General features: G+C 37.6%; 16 protein-coding genes. 10 read left to right on the top strand and 6 right to left on the bottom strand.

Annotated features, from left to right (window positions below):
* Window positions 1-118 precede the first annotated feature (118 nt).
* Together ACFVQC_RS17000 and cydA are read right to left on the bottom strand one after the other, a co-directional pair.
* Window positions 119-1,144: a cytochrome d ubiquinol oxidase subunit II gene (locus ACFVQC_RS17000; RefSeq protein ID WP_377889945.1), complete on the bottom strand. Its 1,026-nt coding sequence runs from the start codon at window positions 1,142-1,144 to the stop codon at window positions 119-121.
* Window positions 1,137-2,492, bottom strand: a complete 1,356-nt coding sequence (gene cydA / locus ACFVQC_RS16995) for a cytochrome ubiquinol oxidase subunit I (RefSeq protein ID WP_002144830.1) — start codon at window positions 2,490-2,492, stop codon at window positions 1,137-1,139. Before cydA ends, ACFVQC_RS17000 begins: the two co-directional genes overlap by 8 nt.
* Before the next feature lie 253 nt (window positions 2,493-2,745).
* Between cydA and ACFVQC_RS16990 the strand changes: the two genes are divergently transcribed.
* Window positions 2,746-2,895 carry a hypothetical protein gene (locus tag ACFVQC_RS16990; RefSeq protein ID WP_002144831.1) on the top strand — a complete coding sequence of 50 codons (150 nt, stop codon included), beginning with the start codon at window positions 2,746-2,748 and terminating at the stop codon, window positions 2,893-2,895.
* A gap of 90 nt (window positions 2,896-2,985) precedes the next feature.
* On the top strand, window positions 2,986-4,071 hold the full coding sequence (locus ACFVQC_RS16985; protein ID WP_377898752.1) for a transcriptional regulator: 1,086 nt from the start codon (window positions 2,986-2,988) through the stop codon (window positions 4,069-4,071).
* A 29-nt stretch (window positions 4,072-4,100) separates the two neighbouring features.
* Here ACFVQC_RS16985 and ACFVQC_RS16980 read toward each other — a convergent pair whose 3' ends face one another.
* The 3 genes from ACFVQC_RS16980 to ACFVQC_RS16970 form a co-directional block, all read right to left on the bottom strand.
* Entirely contained in the window at window positions 4,101-4,481 is a 381-nt protein-coding gene (locus tag ACFVQC_RS16980) for a VOC family protein (RefSeq protein ID WP_002144833.1), read from the bottom strand.
* Window positions 4,482-4,523: 42 nt separating this feature from the next.
* Complete coding sequence (locus ACFVQC_RS16975; protein WP_377898751.1) at window positions 4,524-5,681, bottom strand: acyltransferase; 1,158 nt, start codon at window positions 5,679-5,681, stop codon at window positions 4,524-4,526.
* Between the two features lie 149 nt (window positions 5,682-5,830).
* Complete coding sequence (locus tag ACFVQC_RS16970; protein WP_377898750.1) at window positions 5,831-7,048, bottom strand: dicarboxylate/amino acid:cation symporter; 1,218 nt, start codon at window positions 7,046-7,048, stop codon at window positions 5,831-5,833.
* A gap of 223 nt (window positions 7,049-7,271) precedes the next feature.
* Between ACFVQC_RS16970 and ACFVQC_RS16965 the strand changes: the two genes are divergently transcribed.
* The 8 genes from ACFVQC_RS16965 (at window position 7,272) to chbG (ending at window position 13,783) form a co-directional block, all read left to right on the top strand.
* On the top strand, window positions 7,272-7,574 hold the full coding sequence (locus ACFVQC_RS16965; RefSeq protein WP_033707682.1) for a PTS sugar transporter subunit IIB: 303 nt from the start codon (window positions 7,272-7,274) through the stop codon (window positions 7,572-7,574).
* A gap of 14 nt (window positions 7,575-7,588) precedes the next feature.
* Window positions 7,589-8,890: a PTS cellobiose transporter subunit IIC gene (gene celB / locus ACFVQC_RS16960; protein WP_377898749.1), complete on the top strand. Its 1,302-nt coding sequence runs from the start codon at window positions 7,589-7,591 to the stop codon at window positions 8,888-8,890.
* 9 nt (window positions 8,891-8,899) lie between these two features.
* Window positions 8,900-9,217 (top strand): PTS sugar transporter subunit IIA, encoded by a 318-nt coding sequence (locus tag ACFVQC_RS16955; RefSeq protein WP_000379647.1) that lies wholly within the window; start codon window positions 8,900-8,902, stop codon window positions 9,215-9,217.
* Between the two features lie 349 nt (window positions 9,218-9,566).
* Window positions 9,567-9,869 (top strand): PTS sugar transporter subunit IIB, encoded by a 303-nt coding sequence (locus ACFVQC_RS16950; protein WP_001023565.1) that lies wholly within the window; start codon window positions 9,567-9,569, stop codon window positions 9,867-9,869.
* 16 nt (window positions 9,870-9,885) lie between these two features.
* Complete coding sequence (gene celB, locus ACFVQC_RS16945) at window positions 9,886-11,193, top strand: PTS cellobiose transporter subunit IIC (RefSeq protein WP_377898748.1); 1,308 nt, start codon at window positions 9,886-9,888, stop codon at window positions 11,191-11,193.
* A 182-nt stretch (window positions 11,194-11,375) separates the two neighbouring features.
* Window positions 11,376-11,699, top strand: coding sequence for a PTS lactose/cellobiose transporter subunit IIA (locus tag ACFVQC_RS16940; protein WP_377898747.1), 324 nt, complete (start codon window positions 11,376-11,378; stop codon window positions 11,697-11,699).
* Window positions 11,700-11,702: 3 nt separating this feature from the next.
* Complete coding sequence (gene celF, locus ACFVQC_RS16935; protein ID WP_377898746.1) at window positions 11,703-13,028, top strand: 6-phospho-beta-glucosidase; 1,326 nt, start codon at window positions 11,703-11,705, stop codon at window positions 13,026-13,028.
* Between the two features lie 50 nt (window positions 13,029-13,078).
* Entirely contained in the window at window positions 13,079-13,783 is a 705-nt protein-coding gene (gene chbG / locus ACFVQC_RS16930; protein WP_377898745.1) for a chitin disaccharide deacetylase, read from the top strand.
* 40 nt (window positions 13,784-13,823) lie between these two features.
* On the opposite strand, the gene ACFVQC_RS16925 is transcribed toward chbG, so the two are convergent.
* Complete coding sequence (locus ACFVQC_RS16925) at window positions 13,824-15,005, bottom strand: chromate transporter (RefSeq protein ID WP_377898744.1); 1,182 nt, start codon at window positions 15,003-15,005, stop codon at window positions 13,824-13,826.
* Window positions 15,006-15,171: the final 166 nt, after the last annotated feature.

Raw genomic sequence — 15,171 nt, 5'->3', positions numbered from 1 at the left:
AATTCGGCTGGAGCAAAGAAGTTAGGTGGGAGATCAACTGCCCGTAAACGCCCGATTGGTGAAGGCTAATAATCAGTGGGGGATGAACAACCCCCCCACTGATTAAAGTTTCACTTTATTATTTTCCCTTCAAAAAAGTTCGATCCTTCAAGAATAAATTCCAGAAGAAAATGAATCCTGGTAGTAAAATTGCAATCCCGATTGCGTAAAGAATAAGAAGTGCATAGAATGTTTCGACCGTCGTAAAGCTTGTAAATACAGTTACGTCCGGGTAAATGATATACGGTAAATGGGCAACGCCGTAAGCGTAGCTTGCAAATGCATATTGAGCGACGACAGCTAAAACTGCAATGCGAGGAAAGCCTAGTGTGCTGTACTTCTTATTTGTCCACCAAAGGGAGGAATATCCGATAACAAATAAAATGATAGAGACTGTAAACCATGGGAATTGCTTTATTAGTCCTTGCATAAGCCAGTGTGTTTCAGGGTCCATTACAACGAGAGCGATAATAGCAGTCACGAGCGTTGCAGGACCAAGTATGATGGCATTTCTCCTATAAATTCGGTACGTATCTTCAGAACCTTGTTCCCTAGCAAAATCAGCAAGAAAGAGAGATGATAGAAATAGTTCCGAAGTTAGTCCGAAGAGCATATAACAATAAATAACGGGACTAGAAAGAAGTTTTCCGTAAAGGAGCACTTCTTTTCCTTCAGACATCGTAATATAGGCACCTTCTGTAACGGGTAGAACGGTAATTAATAGAGCTGGGATTAAGAGCCCTGTAATACCTGAAATAATCCGAAGAAGGTGTTGGTACTTTGGTAGGGAGTAAGCGAATACCATAAATGTACTGCGAATCGCAACGAGTACTAAAATTAACATAACTGGTACAAACATAACCGTTGCCAGGGTAAAGGCTGCTTTTGGAAAGAAACCGAGAAAAGCGACAACGACAAAGACAAGAAACGTATTTGTTACTTCCCAAGTTGGTGATAAGTACCGATTAGCAAGCTTGGCAGCAAGCGTCGGGTGTTTAGCGTATACCATGCCCCAAAAACCAGCCCCAAAATCAATAGACCCTAGTATGCTATATACGAAAATAAGAGCCCATAAGATGATGATTGCAATGCTTTCCTCATGCACGTGAATCGCCTCCTTCGTGATGTAAATCATTCTTTAACGGATGTTTCTTAAAGAATGTCCGTAGTACAAAGACTGTTAAAATACCGAGTCCAATATATAAAATGATGAATAAAACAAATAAAGGACCGACGAAATCAGCGCGTGTAGAAGCATCGACCGTGCGTTGCATGCCATAAATTGTCCATGGCTGACGACCACTACAACTAAAAATCCATCCGAATTCAATACCGAGCAACATAACGGGTCCACATGCGGCAGCTCCCCAAAGAAGCCACTTCGGTAACTCTACTCCTTTTTTTCGGTAAACAAAGTGCCAATATAAGAGGGCAATAGCTGCAACTGCAAAGGTAAAGGCAGCAGTGCCGACCATTAAGTTGAACAGTGTATGCGTGTAAAATGGTGGCCACGTTTCTTGCGGGAATTCCTTTAGACCTTTTACAACGGTGCTAGGGTCTAGTCCCACTAATAAGCTAAGCATGTTCGGAATTTCAAGGGCATAGTTTAGTTCAAGTGTGTTAGGATCCACAACCCCGCCAAGCGATAACGGAGCGTGGGATGTCGTTTCAAACAAAGCTTCAGCAGATGCTAGTTTTTCAGGTGAATGTTTATGTAAGGCAATAGCAGATTCGTGTCCTGAAAGCCACATCGTAGCACCAGTGATAAATGTAACGACAAGCCCTAACAGTAATCCTTTTTTATGGTAAGCAATTTCACGCGCACTTAAATTTTTCTTTAATAATTTAAATCCAGCGATAGAAGCGATAACAGCTGCTCCAGTTGTATAGGCTGTAATAACGACGTGGAATGCACTTGTGCCAAAGCTCGGATTAAAGAAAGCTTTCCACGGATCAACGTTAAAAACTGAGCCATCTGGACCCATTGAAAAGCCCGCAGGTGTATTCATCCATGTATTTGCTGATGTAATAAGCACGGCGGATGCAGTGGCACCAATCATAACGAAAAATAGCGAGATTAATCTCATAACTGGAGGTAATTTATCAGCTGCATATACATAAATAGACATGAATAAAGCCTCTAAAAAGAAGGCGAAAATCTCAATTTGAAATGGAACGGAAATAACTTGACCAACAATTTTGGCGAAACCAGGCCAAAGAAGTGAAATTTGTACACCAACAATTGTTCCAGTTGGAATTGCTACGCCGAGAAGGATAGCAAAAGCCTTTGTCCATCTTTTTGCCATAATGGCATAGTCGGAATCTTTCTTCCAGTGATAGAGTATTTCACTTATAAAAATCATTAAAGAAAGCCCGACTCCAAGCGTTGCAAAGATAATGTGGAATGCTAATGAAGAACCAAAAAATGCCCTTGCTAATGTTACGGTATCCATATGTATACTCCTCTTCTTTTTTGCCATTATTTTCTGATTGAATTGGAAGATTTATTCAAAAAACTGCCAAAAATATATATGTATTTAAAAAATGAGTATGGTAATATAATGTTTGAATATTCCGAAAAGAAAGAAATTAAAATTTGATAATATTTTGTTTGTTTTTTATGGCTGAATCTTTTATAATCTTTTATGCGAACGTAAGTTCTGTTTCCGGGATGAAGAAGTTTATGTGAAATGGAGAGGGTGTTTTATGTATCCTGAAGTCATTAAAAAGATGGCATTTTCAAGAGAGCATAGAGATTTATTATTAAAGTTATATAATAAAGAAATTACGCGTCGTGAATATGATCGACTTGTGGAATCGCTATATAGACCTTCTAAAGAGGTTTGCGAAGGATAAGGTGAGAGAGACAATCTAACGGATTGTCTTTTTTAAATTTTCGTATGTTCTGTTAAAATTAGGGTTAGCCTTAATAGGGAGGTGAAAAGGTTGCGAAAACGTTTATATATAGGGATTGGAGTTATTGTCTTACTTGCTTTAGGTGGAGTTGTATTTTGGTCAGCTTTACAAGGAAATCGTACCGAGCATTTTATTTTACGACATATGGTGAATGAAAATGGAACACTTGCAACGTACCGTTTAGCAGATACAAAGGCAGGAACGGGTGAAGCGAAGGGCCGTGAAGCTTTATCAGAATCTGCAGGGTTATGGCTACAATATACGCTTGATAAAGATGATCAAGCTTTATTTGATGAACAAGTGAAGGTTATTCAAAATAATTTTGTACATAAGGATCACATCGTTATATGGAAAATCTCTGAAAAGGGAGAAATGCAGTCAGCCACAAATGCACTTATAGATGATCTTCGTATTATTGAACAATTATATCGTGCTTATGAAATATATAAGGAAGAGCGCTATAAAAACCTTGCTGATCAATTGAGCAATGCTGTACTTCGTTATAATAAAAAAGATAATTATTACGTGGATTATTATGATGCAGATGCAGGTAAACAAAATAAGTTTACAACAACATCTTACATAAATCCTCATGCATTCTCTTATATGAAAAAATACGGGAAAGTGTCTGCTGAGCAATATCAGGAAGTGGTTCAGTTTTTAGCTAATTATCCAAGGCAGGGCTGGGCATTCCCGAAAGAGTATAAAGATGATGGGACATTCACGTATGATAAAGAAGTGAATCTTATTGATCAATCATACGTTGCTTATCATCGTAGTTTAGGTGGTCTTTCATCAGATGCTTATTTGGAATTTATAAAGAAGAAATTTCGCGAAGACGGAAAGTTATACGGTCGTTATAACTTAGAAACGGGAAAACAAGCTGTGAACTATGAATCACCAGCATCTTACGGATTAACAATTTTGTACGTACTACAAACAGGTGATACAAAGTTTGCGAAAGAATTGTATGAGCGGATGACTACATTCCGCAATGATAATGTATTTAGTAGATATTATGGTGGATATGTAACAGGTGAGAATAATAATACACATATTTTCGATAACGTATTACCGCTTTTGGCTGAAAAGGAATTGGAGAAGAGTAAAAAATAGAGTGCCACCCTAGGGGTGGCACTTTTTGCTTATTTCTTTTCCATTACCGCAAAGTAATTGTTTTCATTATCAGCAAAATTAAATGCTCTACCAGTAGGTAAATCTACAACTTGTCCAACTGTAACATTTTTCTCAGAAAGGTCTTTATATAGACGGTCTAAGTCATTTGAGAAGAACATAAGTGAAGGTGTATTAAGATTTAGTTCAGGTTGCATCTTCGCGATTAACGCTTTATCGTGAAGGACAATGCTTGTTCCAGCATCTTTTGCCGGCGCAATTTCAATCCAGCGAAATCCTTGGCCGTTATTTTCTTCCGCAATGATTTGGAATCCTACTGTTTCTGTCCAAAACTGTACTGATTCATCTTGGTTATTTACATATAGCATAATTTGTCCAACTTGATTAATCATAGGTTACGCTCACTTTCTTTTCTTGTATGAAATACTATTATATCAAAGATATGGTTTAAATACTTTTTCATGATTCTTTCGAATGGCAATCTTGGCCCATTTCATATTTGTTGTAGGAGAAGGACCTGTAATCCAAGTATGAAATGGTAGTGTGCTACAAATGACCATTGTTGAAATAGATAGAATAGCTGTTAATACAAATAGTAATAGGCTATATAGTATAGTATTTTCTTGCAGCGTGAATAAGGAAAGAAGTTTTGTGCATAGTTGCAAGAAGAATAAATGAGCTAAATAAGCACCATACGTGTAATTTCCAATGAAACGTAATGTTTTATATAAGAAACCCCGACGCTGGACAATTGTAATAGATAACACATATAGTATGATAATTTCGCATACGATATATAAAAACATAGATGGTTTTAAATAGGTAGAAACAGTTAAATGAATAGAGCTTGCTCCGTAAAAACTAAATAACTCATAATTGATGAATAAAAATAAGATAAAAAATAATATTGTTATAAGTGGGATATGTTTCATGACGAATAGACGCCAAGTTTTTAGTGCTACAGCGGCAATACCGCCCATAACGAAATAGAATGAGTAGAATAGAAATGATCGATCTGTATAATGTAAAATTGTTGAACTTGTTAATTTTTCTCCATTAAAAATATAGTGAGAAGAGAACCACATTAATAGGAAATATAGGCAGGTGAAAAAGGTCATATATTTATATATGTCTTTTTTATTTTCTGTACGTTTTTGAAACCAATAAAAAAGTGTGCATAGTAAAGGGAACAATAAGTGAATTTGGAACATCATAATAACATACCAAAGGTGAGGAGCAGCTGTTCCGAGTAATAAGCTTTTTATTCCGCTTTGTAATGTAATAAGATCGTTTGTTGTTAATAAGTAAAGAATAGACCAAAAGAAATAAGGAATGAGTAAGTGTGTCGCTTTTTCAGAAATATATTCTTTATATACCAATTGCTTTGTATAGTGACGAATTAAGTGAAATCCAACGATAAATATGAATGCAGGTGCTGAAAATTTTGCAAGATTAAATAGCATGCCCATAATGAGGGATTGCTCAAGTAAGACATTTCCTTGATTCATTGTATATAATAAGGAACTTTGCAAAACGACAGCAAGAAATGCAATGCTTTGCAAAACTTTAAATTCTGGTGCGCTTTGTGTCATCGTGTCCATCCCCTTCTCCATACATGATTATAGTACGGAGTAAGGATAAGAGGTGTGGAATGTTTGTGAAGATTTTAACAAATTTGTGGCAGTAGTGATTGATATAAATAGAAAGAGGATGCTCTAAACGAGCATCCTCTTTCTATTTATTAAGCAAATTTATTTTTGATCCAGTTTTTACCTTCTACAAAACGAGCTGTCATTACGGCACAAGCGTTATCTCCTGTTACGTTTAACACTGTTGCAGGAGGATCGATGATTGTACTAATTGCTGCGATAATTGGCAATGCTTCTGGTGGGAATCCATATAGAGAAACGATTAACATTTCACCAATCATACCTCCGCCCGGAATAGCACCCATTACTGTTCCTACTAATAGAGAAACAACAAGTGCAATTGCTAATGTTTTCGGTCCTTCGAATTCCATGTTGAAAATACCGAATAAGAAAGCAATTTTTAATACCCCGCCTAAAACAGATCCGTCTTTATGAAGTGTAGATCCAAGAAGGACAACTGTTTCACGAACGTCAGAAGAAATACCCATTTTCTTCGTTGCTTCTAAGTTCGCTGGAATACTTGCGGCACTACTACAAGTTGCAAGTGATGTAACTGTAGGAGAGACCATGTTCTTCCAAAATACTTGTACACCTTGTTTGCGACCTGCAAGGTACGCATAGAATGTAAAGAATACAAAGAAGTAAATAAGAGAAGCTGGATAGTATACCATTGCTGCTCGGAAGTAAGTTCCAAGAAGTTGTGGTCCGAATTCACCAACTAATGCTGCGAAGTAGGCAGCTAGTCCGATTGGAGCGTAGTACATAATGAAAGATACAACTTTCATTGAAATTTCTGCACCAGCTTGTAGGAATGTAGCGAATGATTTTCCTTTTTCACCAACTGCTGAAGTTGCAACCCCCATTAAGATAGAGAAGAAAATAAGAGCTAACATGTTCTCACGAGATAGTAACTTTGAAAAGTCTGATACTGTTATGATACCAACAATTTGATCAGCAACGCTAACTGCTTTTTCAGCTTTATCAGGCTGCGTTAGTTCTAATACAACACCTTGTGCTGGCGGGAATACTTTCACGATAATAATCATAAAAATAGCAGCTAAAATACTTGTAAATAAGAAAGTTCCAGCCATACTAGACATAATTTTACCGAAACGTTTTAATCCATCCATATTAGCAATAGATGATGCGATGCTAAAGAACACTAACGGTACAACAATCGTAAACATTAAGTTTAAGAAAATGTCACCAAGCGGCTTTAAAGCAACTGCATCGGCACCCATGAAATAACCAATGAAACCACCAATTAGGATAGAAGATAATAAAATAAGCGGAAAGCGATATGCCTTCATAAATATACCCTCCTATCGATTATAAAAAATCATACTGAATCATTATAGCGAGTTAGAGACTTCTTTACTAGGAAAATACGGATAGATGGAATAGCGTGAAAACCGAGAAATTTTTGTGTTTAAGCTCGGCATACAGCAAGAAATCTAGACATATATATTTGTAACCTAGTGGTGGTAAGGGATGGGCCATAACTTAGGTTTAGAAAAAGGGGAGGGAAACAGGATGAATATTTTGCTTTGCTGTGCAGCGGGAATGTCTTCCAGTTTGATTGTTACGAAAATGGAGAAAGCGGCACAGGGAATGGGGATAGAGGTGAAAATTTGGGCTGTATCAGGTTCAGAAGTGCGAAATCATATTGATAATGCAGATGTACTTTTACTTGGCCCACAAGTACGTTATTTATTACCGAAAATGAAAGAATTATGTAAGGAGAAAGGAATACCTGTTGATGTAATTCAATCCGTCCATTACGGGCTTTGTAATGGAGAAGCTATCTTACAAGCAGCTTTGTCAATGAAACCATGAGGAGAGTGGGATAGATGATAAAGTTTTTAGAGAAATATGTGATGCCAGTGGCAGGGAAGGTTGCAGAGCAGAGACATTTGCTAGCAATCCGTGATGGACTTGTCTTGACGATGCCGTTCTTAATTATCGGATCAATTTTTCTTATTATTGGTACATTACCAATTCCAGGGTATCATGAATTTATGGCGAGTTTGTTCGGGAAAAATTGGAACATAGCATTAGGGTATCCAGTTAGTGCAACTTTTAATATAATGGCTTTAATAGCTGTTTTTGGAATCGCTTACAGGTTGGGTGAGTATTATAAAGTGGATGCTTTAGCATCTGGTGCATTATCGCTTGTAACCTTTTTACTCGCAACTCCATTTCAAGTTGCATATATTGTTCCAGGTACGAAAGAAAGTATACTGGTAGATGGAGTAATTCCAGCGGCATTAATGGGAAGCCAAGGTTTATTTGTAGCGATGATTATTGCAATTATATCTACTGAAATATACCGATTTCTTGTGCAGAAAAAGATGATTATAAAGATGCCTGAGACAGTTCCACCAGCAGTAACGCGTTCATTTGCAGCACTTATTCCAGGATTTATTGTTGTGACAGTTGTTTGGATCATTAGATTGATTTTTGAACAAACAACTTTCGGAAGTATTCATAATGTTGTAGGGAAGCTGTTGCAAGAACCACTTAGTGTACTTGGTGCTAGTCTTTGGGGAGCAGTTATAGCCGTTATTCTCGTTCATGTCCTTTGGGCGTGCGGAATTCATGGAGCTACAATTGTAGGCGGTGTTATGAGTCCAATATGGTTATCATTAATGGATCAGAACCGAATTGCTTTTCAGGCTGGGCAAGACGTACCGAATACGATTACCACACAGTTTTTTGATCTATGGATTTATATGGGCGGTTCAGGTGCGACTCTAGCTTTAGTTGTAGGAATGCTACTATTTGCACGAAGCCAGCAATTAAAAAGTTTAGGACGGTTGTCGATTGCACCTGGTATTTTTAATATTAATGAAATGGTGACTTTCGGTATGCCGATTGTAATGAATCCGCTTTTACTTATTCCATTTATATTGGTTCCAGTTGTGTTAACAATTGTTTCTTATTTCGCAATGGAATGGGGATGGGTGGCTCGACCAAGTGGTGCTGCTGTAACATGGACTACACCAATTCTATTTAGTGGATATTTAGGATCGGGTGGTAAAATTTCAGGTGTTATTTTGCAACTTGTTAACTTTGCATTAGCATTCTTTATTTACTTACCGTTCTTAAAAATATGGGATAAACAAAAGTTGGCAGAAGAAAAGGGGGAGTAAAGAACTAAAATGGATACGATAGAAACGAAAGCTTTTCATTTAATCTTGCATGGAGGAAATGCGAGAAGTTGTTCAATGGAAGCAATTGATTGCGCAAAGCGCGGGGAGTTTACAGAAGCAGAGGCTAAATTGCAAGAAGCATTAGAGGAGTTAAAAGAGGCGCACCGTGTACAAACGGAGCTCATCCAGAAAGAAGCCGGTGGTGAAAAGACCGAGGTTACCCTTCTGATGGTGCACGCGCAAGATCATTTAATGAATGCAATTACGGTAAAGGAATTAGCGAGTGAGTTTGTAGAATTATATAGGAAGATGTCAGTGACTGAATGAACCTTGCGTATGCAAGGTTTTTTTATTTTATTAAATAATAGTGGGTTAAAATAATAAATTATTTTTTACTGAAAAAAGTTTTTTCAATGTTTTTTGTTTTAAACACAACTAGACAACCAAACACTAATCTATTTTCATACAGTTATGTGTTAAAAGCGTGTTGTTTTATAACACACTGTGTGGTTTTTGGGTGACACACTAATTGAAAGCGTTAACACACAAAGAAAAAGCTCGAAAAAACACTGATTTTAGGCGTTTTGAAAAATTGGCACGCTAATTGCATTAATAAATAGCGTAAAGAAAAATAAATAAACATAAATTTTTTATACTACACAAGGGGGATTTTCAAATGAATATTTTATTATGTTGCTCAGCAGGGATGTCTACAAGTTTACTAGTTACAAAAATGGAAGCGGCTGCAAAAGCTCGCGGTCTAGAAGGTAAGATTTGGGCTGTATCTGGGGATGCAGTAAAAAACAATATCGATCAAGCAGATGTACTATTATTAGGACCACAAGTTCGTTACATGCTTTCTACAATGAAAACGCTTGCCGATGAGAAAAACGTTGGAGTCGATGTTATTAATCCAATGCACTACGGCATGATGAATGGAGAAGCAGTTTTAGATCACGCGTTAACACTTAAAAAATAATTAGGGGGGAAGCGAAATGCAAAAATTTATTGCATTTATGGAGAAATATATTGTTCCTGTCGCTGGTAAAATCGGATCGCAACGTCACTTAGCTGCGATTCGTGACGGATTTATCGCAGTTATGCCACTTATTTTAGTTGGTGCACTGGCATCACTAATTAATGGTTTTCCGTCTGAAGCTTTCCAAGAGTTCATGAAAGGTTTGTTTGGTGAAACGTGGAAACAAGTTGGCGGTGGAATGTGGACCGGTTCTTTCGCAATTCTAGCACTAATCATAGCATTTACAACAAGTTATAATTTAGCAAAATCTTACGGCGTTGATGGTTTGTCAGCAGGTATTATTTCATTTGGTGCGTTAATTATTCTTACGCCAACAACACCGAAAGAAGGCGGATTGAACTTAGCTTGGACAGGTGCACAAGGGTTATTTGTAGCAATTATTGTGGCACTCCTTGTTACTGAAGTATTCCGTTTCTTTGTACAAAGAAACATTACTTTTAAAATGCCTGATGGAGTACCACCAGCAGTTTTAAGATCTTTCGCAGCTATAGTTCCAGCATTTGTTATCTTAACAGTGGTTGCAGGTATTCAATTAGCAGTGAAATTGGCTGGTACAAGTGTTCATGAATTTATCTTTAATACGATTCAATCACCACTGCAAAGTTTAGCAGGGACATTACCAAGTGCAATTGTCATTGTACTCCTTGTTCATCTTCTTTGGTTCTTCGGTTTACATGGTCCAAATATCGTTGGTGGTATCATTGAGCCATTATACTTACCGGCATTAGAGAAAAACATGAAGTTATTCCAAGGTGGTACATCTGCATTTGATGTTCCAAACATTATTACAAAACCATTCTTTGATACTTTTGTATATCTTGGTGGTTCTGGTGCAACATTAGCATTCTTGGTAGTGGTATTACTTGTAGCAAAAAGTGCACAACTACGTGGTGTATCGCGTCTATCAATTGGTCCAGGTGCATTCAACATTAACGAACCAGTAATCTTTGGTACACCAATTATTTTAAATCCAATTTTATTCTTACCGTTTATCCTAACACCAATTGTATTAGTAATTACTTCTTATACAGCTATATCTATTGGTTGGGTACCAAAAACAGTTGTGATGATTCCATGGGCAACACCACCAATTATTAGTGGTTATCTTGTAACAGGTGGACATATTTCTGGTACGATTCTACAGTTATTTAACTTTGTAATTGCAATGGTAATCTATTATCCATTCGTTGTGTTATGTGACCGTTCAGTTGTTCGTACTGAAAAAGCAGCAGTGCAAGGAAATAACAACTCTGTACCTATGTAACATAAAGATTGTTCTCACAGACAATATTGTCTGTGAGAACAATCACCTTTATATCATGTTCAAAAAGATGGAATACATCTACAAGAACACCAAACTATCAATAATAAAAAAATAATTTAATAGACATGTTCAAACTGAAGGGGTATTGAAATCGGTTGAACCTTATAGAGAGGGCGGTAATTATGATGACTACAGCAGAACAAATTCCATTCCAATTGATTTTAAATAGTGGTAATGCACGAAGCTTTGCAATGGAGGCGCTTCAATTTGCAAAACAGGGGAAAATGGCGGAAGCAGAAGAAGCGATGGTAAAGGCGAAAGAAGCGATTAATGAAGCGCATCATTTCCAAACAGAGCTCATACAATCAGAAGCAAGAGGGGAAAAAACAGAGATTAGTGTTCTTTTAATTCATGCACAAGATCATTTAATGAATTCTATTACAGTAAAAGAATTAGCAGCAGAATTTATTGACCTTTATAAAAAGCTAGAAGCGAAAGGGGAATAAAGCATGACTGGAATTAAAATTGCTACAATCGGCGGTGGATCTAGTTATACACCAGAGTTAATTGAAGGATTTATTAAACGTTATGATGAGCTTCCTGTTCGTGAAATTTGGTTAGTAGATATTGAGGCAGGAAAAGAGAAGTTAGAAATCGTTGGTAACTTAGCGAAACGTATGGTGAAAAAATCAGGTTTACCAATTGATATTCATTTAACACTTGATCGCCGTGAGGCATTAAAGGATGCTGACTTCGTAACAACACAGCTTCGCGTAGGTTTATTAGAAGCACGTGCAAAAGATGAAGCGATCCCGTTAAAATATGATGTAATTGGTCAGGAAACGAATGGTCCTGGTGGTTTATTCAAAGCACTGAGAACGATTCCTGTTATTTTAGATATTTGTAAGGACATGGAGGAACTTTGTCCAAATGCATGGTTAATTAACTTTGCGAATCCAGCTGGTATGGTAACAGAAGCTGTCCTTCGTTATACAAATATTCAAAGAGTAGTTGGTCTATGTAACGTTCCAATCGGAATTCGTATGGGTCTTGCAAGATTACTTGAAGTAGATGCAAGCCGTGTCCACGTTGATTTCGCTGGTTTAAATCATATGGTATACGGATTAGATGTATACTTAGATGGAGTAAGCGTAATGGACCGTGTACTAGAACTTGTAACAGATCCAGAAAAGCAAATTACGATGGAAAACATTGCTGCACTTAACTGGGAGCCAGACTTTATTCGCGGTCTTCGTGCAATTCCATGTCCATACCATCGTTACTACTATAAAACACGTGAAATGTTAGAAGAAGAGAAAGAAGCTTCGATTGAAAAAGGTACACGTGCAGAAGTAGTAAAACAATTAGAAGATGATTTATTCGAGTTATATAAAGACCCGAGTTTAGATATTAAGCCACCACAATTAGAAAAGCGCGGCGGAGCTTATTATAGTGACGCAGCATGTAGCTTAATTACGTCTATTTACAATAATAAAGGTGATATCCAGCCTGTTAATACACGAAACAACGGAACAATTGCAAGCTTGCCAAATGATTCGGCTGTTGAAGTGAACTGTATTATTACGAAAGAAGGTCCAAAACCAATTGCGATTGGAGACTTACCGGTACCAGTTCGCGGTTTAGTGCAGCAAATTAAATCATTTGAGCGCACAACAATTGAAGCTGCTATTACAGGGGATTATCATAAGGCGCTGCTTGCTATGACAATTAACCCACTTGTACCATCAGATAAAATTGCAAAACAAATTTTAGATGAAATGTTGGAAGCACATAAAGAACATCTTCCACAATTCTTTAAGAAGATAGAGAAATAAAAAGCGGCGCTATTTAGCCCGCTTTTTTTATTCTATTAGGAGGTATTACGATGATTAAGTTAATTGTAAATGCAGATGATTTCGGTCTTACAGAAGGTACAAATTATGGCATTATTGATGGACATATAAATGGGCTTGTAAATTCAACGACGATGATGATGAATATGCCAGGGACAGAGCATGCTGTAAGCTTAGCGAAAGAGTATAAAACGTTAGGGGTAGGAGTGCATCTCGTATTAACGGCAGGAGAACCGCTTCTTAAAGACGTTCCATCACTTGTAAGTAGCGATGGCTTGTTTCATAAACAAGTAGTTGTATGGGAAGGAAATATAAATCCAGAAGAGGTAGAAAGAGAGTGGACGGCTCAAATTGAGAAGTTTTTATCTTACGGTTTAATACTAACTCATTTAGATAGTCATCATCACGTGCATGGGTTACCGCTTTTACACGACGTTCTTGAGAGATTAGCAAGTAAATATAATGTTCCAATTCGTCGTTGTGAGGAAGAGCGAGCGGTGCGCCCATTTTCAGATGTGTTTTACAGTGATTTTTACGCTGAGGGTGTAACGGAAGATTATTTTGTGAAGTTAAAGGAAAGAGTGCAGGACGAGCAAACGGTAGAAATTATGGTGCATCCAGCTTATATTGACCCAGAGCTTGTGAAACGTTCTTCTTACGTAATGGATCGCGTGAAAGAGTTGCGCATTTTAACGGAGAGTGAGCTGCCTGAGGGAATGGAGCTTGTGAAGTTTTGATAGGAAAACGACGGCTAAATGGGGCCGTCGTTTTTTGTGCTTACAGAATGGATAGAACATATCCGCCAAAGGCTCCGAGTATAACGATAACCCAAGGGGGTGTTTTCCAAAAGGCGAGTAAGCAAAATAGAAGAGAAGCAAAAACGAAATCTACAGAATTCATAATTGTACTCGTCCAAATTGGATCATAAAAAGCTGCAAGTAAAATACCGACAACGGCTGCGTTTACTCCAAGTAGTGCACCTTGTATGTAAGATACTCTCCTTACACTGTCCCAAAATGGTAAAACGCCAACAACGAGCAGGAAGGCAGGAAGAAAGATAGCGATCGTTGCAACAACTGCTCCGGCGGTTCCATTTAGCACTGCTCCTATATAAGAAGCGAATGTAAATAGTGGCCCTGGCACTGCTTGTGTTAATCCGTATCCAGCAAGAAATTGTTCTTTTGTCATCATTCCGTTTTGTACAAACTCACTTTCAAGAAGAGGAAGTACGACGTGCCCTCCTCCGAATACAAGTGCACCAGAGCGATAGAAGCTGTCAAATAAAGAGATGAAATAAGAGTACGGTCGTAACATTGGTAGCAGTATTAATAGTCCGAAGAATAAAATGAGACAAGACATGGCTACCATTTTTGAAATAGGTACGTTTATTTTATTTGCTTGGCTAACGGGTTGGTCGCGATATAAAAACCAGCCGATAAAGCCAGATACTATAATGAGAATTACTTGTGTCCAGCTACTTGGCCATAATAGGGCGATTGCGGCAGTTGCAATTGCGATTGTTGCACGGTTTCGGTCCGGTGTTAATTTTTGAGCCATTCCCCATATTGCATGAGCGACAATTGCGACCGCTACAAGTTTCAGTCCATGAATCCAGCCTGTACTTCCAAGCTCGAATTGGTTAAGGAATGAAGCGAAGAAAACTAAAACGAGAACAGACGGGAGAGTGAATCCAATCCATGAAATAATTGCTCCTAATAGTCCACCTCGTAATAATCCAACTCCCATCCCGACTTGGCTGCTAGCAGGGCCAGGAAGGAATTGACATAGTGCTACTAAGTCTCCGTAACTTCGTTCATCCATCCATTTTCTTTTTTGCACGTATTCATGGTGGAAATAGCCGAGATGGGCGACAGGACCACCAAATGAAGTAAGTCCTAATTTAAATGAGACGAGAAAAATCTCCATTAATGATTGAATAGAATAGTTAGGATTTTTCAAGATACCCCCCAGAATGTTTTTCTAAGTGCATTATACAAGAGGCAGTAAAGTGAATGAAATGATTTCTATGTAAAGATTTTGTGAATCTTTTAGTTGTAATTAAAATTTGAAAAAGTCATAAATGATTATGTCTAAACCATAAAGTAGTAGAAGTAGTGCTGGGAAA

Source organism: Bacillus sp. NPDC057893, from assembly GCF_042796455.1.
Taxonomy (GTDB): Bacteria; Bacillota; Bacilli; order Bacillales; family Bacillaceae_G; genus Bacillus_A.
This window is presented reverse-complemented; position numbering and strand designations above follow the sequence as displayed.

Coding starts and splice junctions, on each gene's coding strand:
- ACFVQC_RS16980 (WP_002144833.1), bottom strand. CDS start 4,481: ATGATTAATCAAGTTGGACAAATTATGCTATATGTAAATAACCAAGAT.
- celB (WP_377898748.1), top strand. CDS start 9,886: ATGCAAAAATTTATTGCATTTATGGAGAAATATATTGTTCCTGTCGCT.
- ACFVQC_RS16955 (WP_000379647.1), top strand. CDS start 8,900: ATGGATACGATAGAAACGAAAGCTTTTCATTTAATCTTGCATGGAGGA.
- celB (WP_377898749.1), top strand. CDS start 7,589: ATGATAAAGTTTTTAGAGAAATATGTGATGCCAGTGGCAGGGAAGGTT.
- ACFVQC_RS16940 (WP_377898747.1), top strand. CDS start 11,376: ATGATGACTACAGCAGAACAAATTCCATTCCAATTGATTTTAAATAGT.
- ACFVQC_RS16975 (WP_377898751.1), bottom strand. CDS start 5,681: ATGACACAAAGCGCACCAGAATTTAAAGTTTTGCAAAGCATTGCATTT.
- ACFVQC_RS16950 (WP_001023565.1), top strand. CDS start 9,567: ATGAATATTTTATTATGTTGCTCAGCAGGGATGTCTACAAGTTTACTA.
- ACFVQC_RS16990 (WP_002144831.1), top strand. CDS start 2,746: ATGTATCCTGAAGTCATTAAAAAGATGGCATTTTCAAGAGAGCATAGA.
- ACFVQC_RS16965 (WP_033707682.1), top strand. CDS start 7,272: ATGAATATTTTGCTTTGCTGTGCAGCGGGAATGTCTTCCAGTTTGATT.
- cydA (WP_002144830.1), bottom strand. CDS start 2,492: ATGGATACCGTAACATTAGCAAGGGCATTTTTTGGTTCTTCATTAGCA.
- celF (WP_377898746.1), top strand. CDS start 11,703: ATGACTGGAATTAAAATTGCTACAATCGGCGGTGGATCTAGTTATACA.
- ACFVQC_RS16970 (WP_377898750.1), bottom strand. CDS start 7,048: ATGAAGGCATATCGCTTTCCGCTTATTTTATTATCTTCTATCCTAATT.
- chbG (WP_377898745.1), top strand. CDS start 13,079: ATGATTAAGTTAATTGTAAATGCAGATGATTTCGGTCTTACAGAAGGT.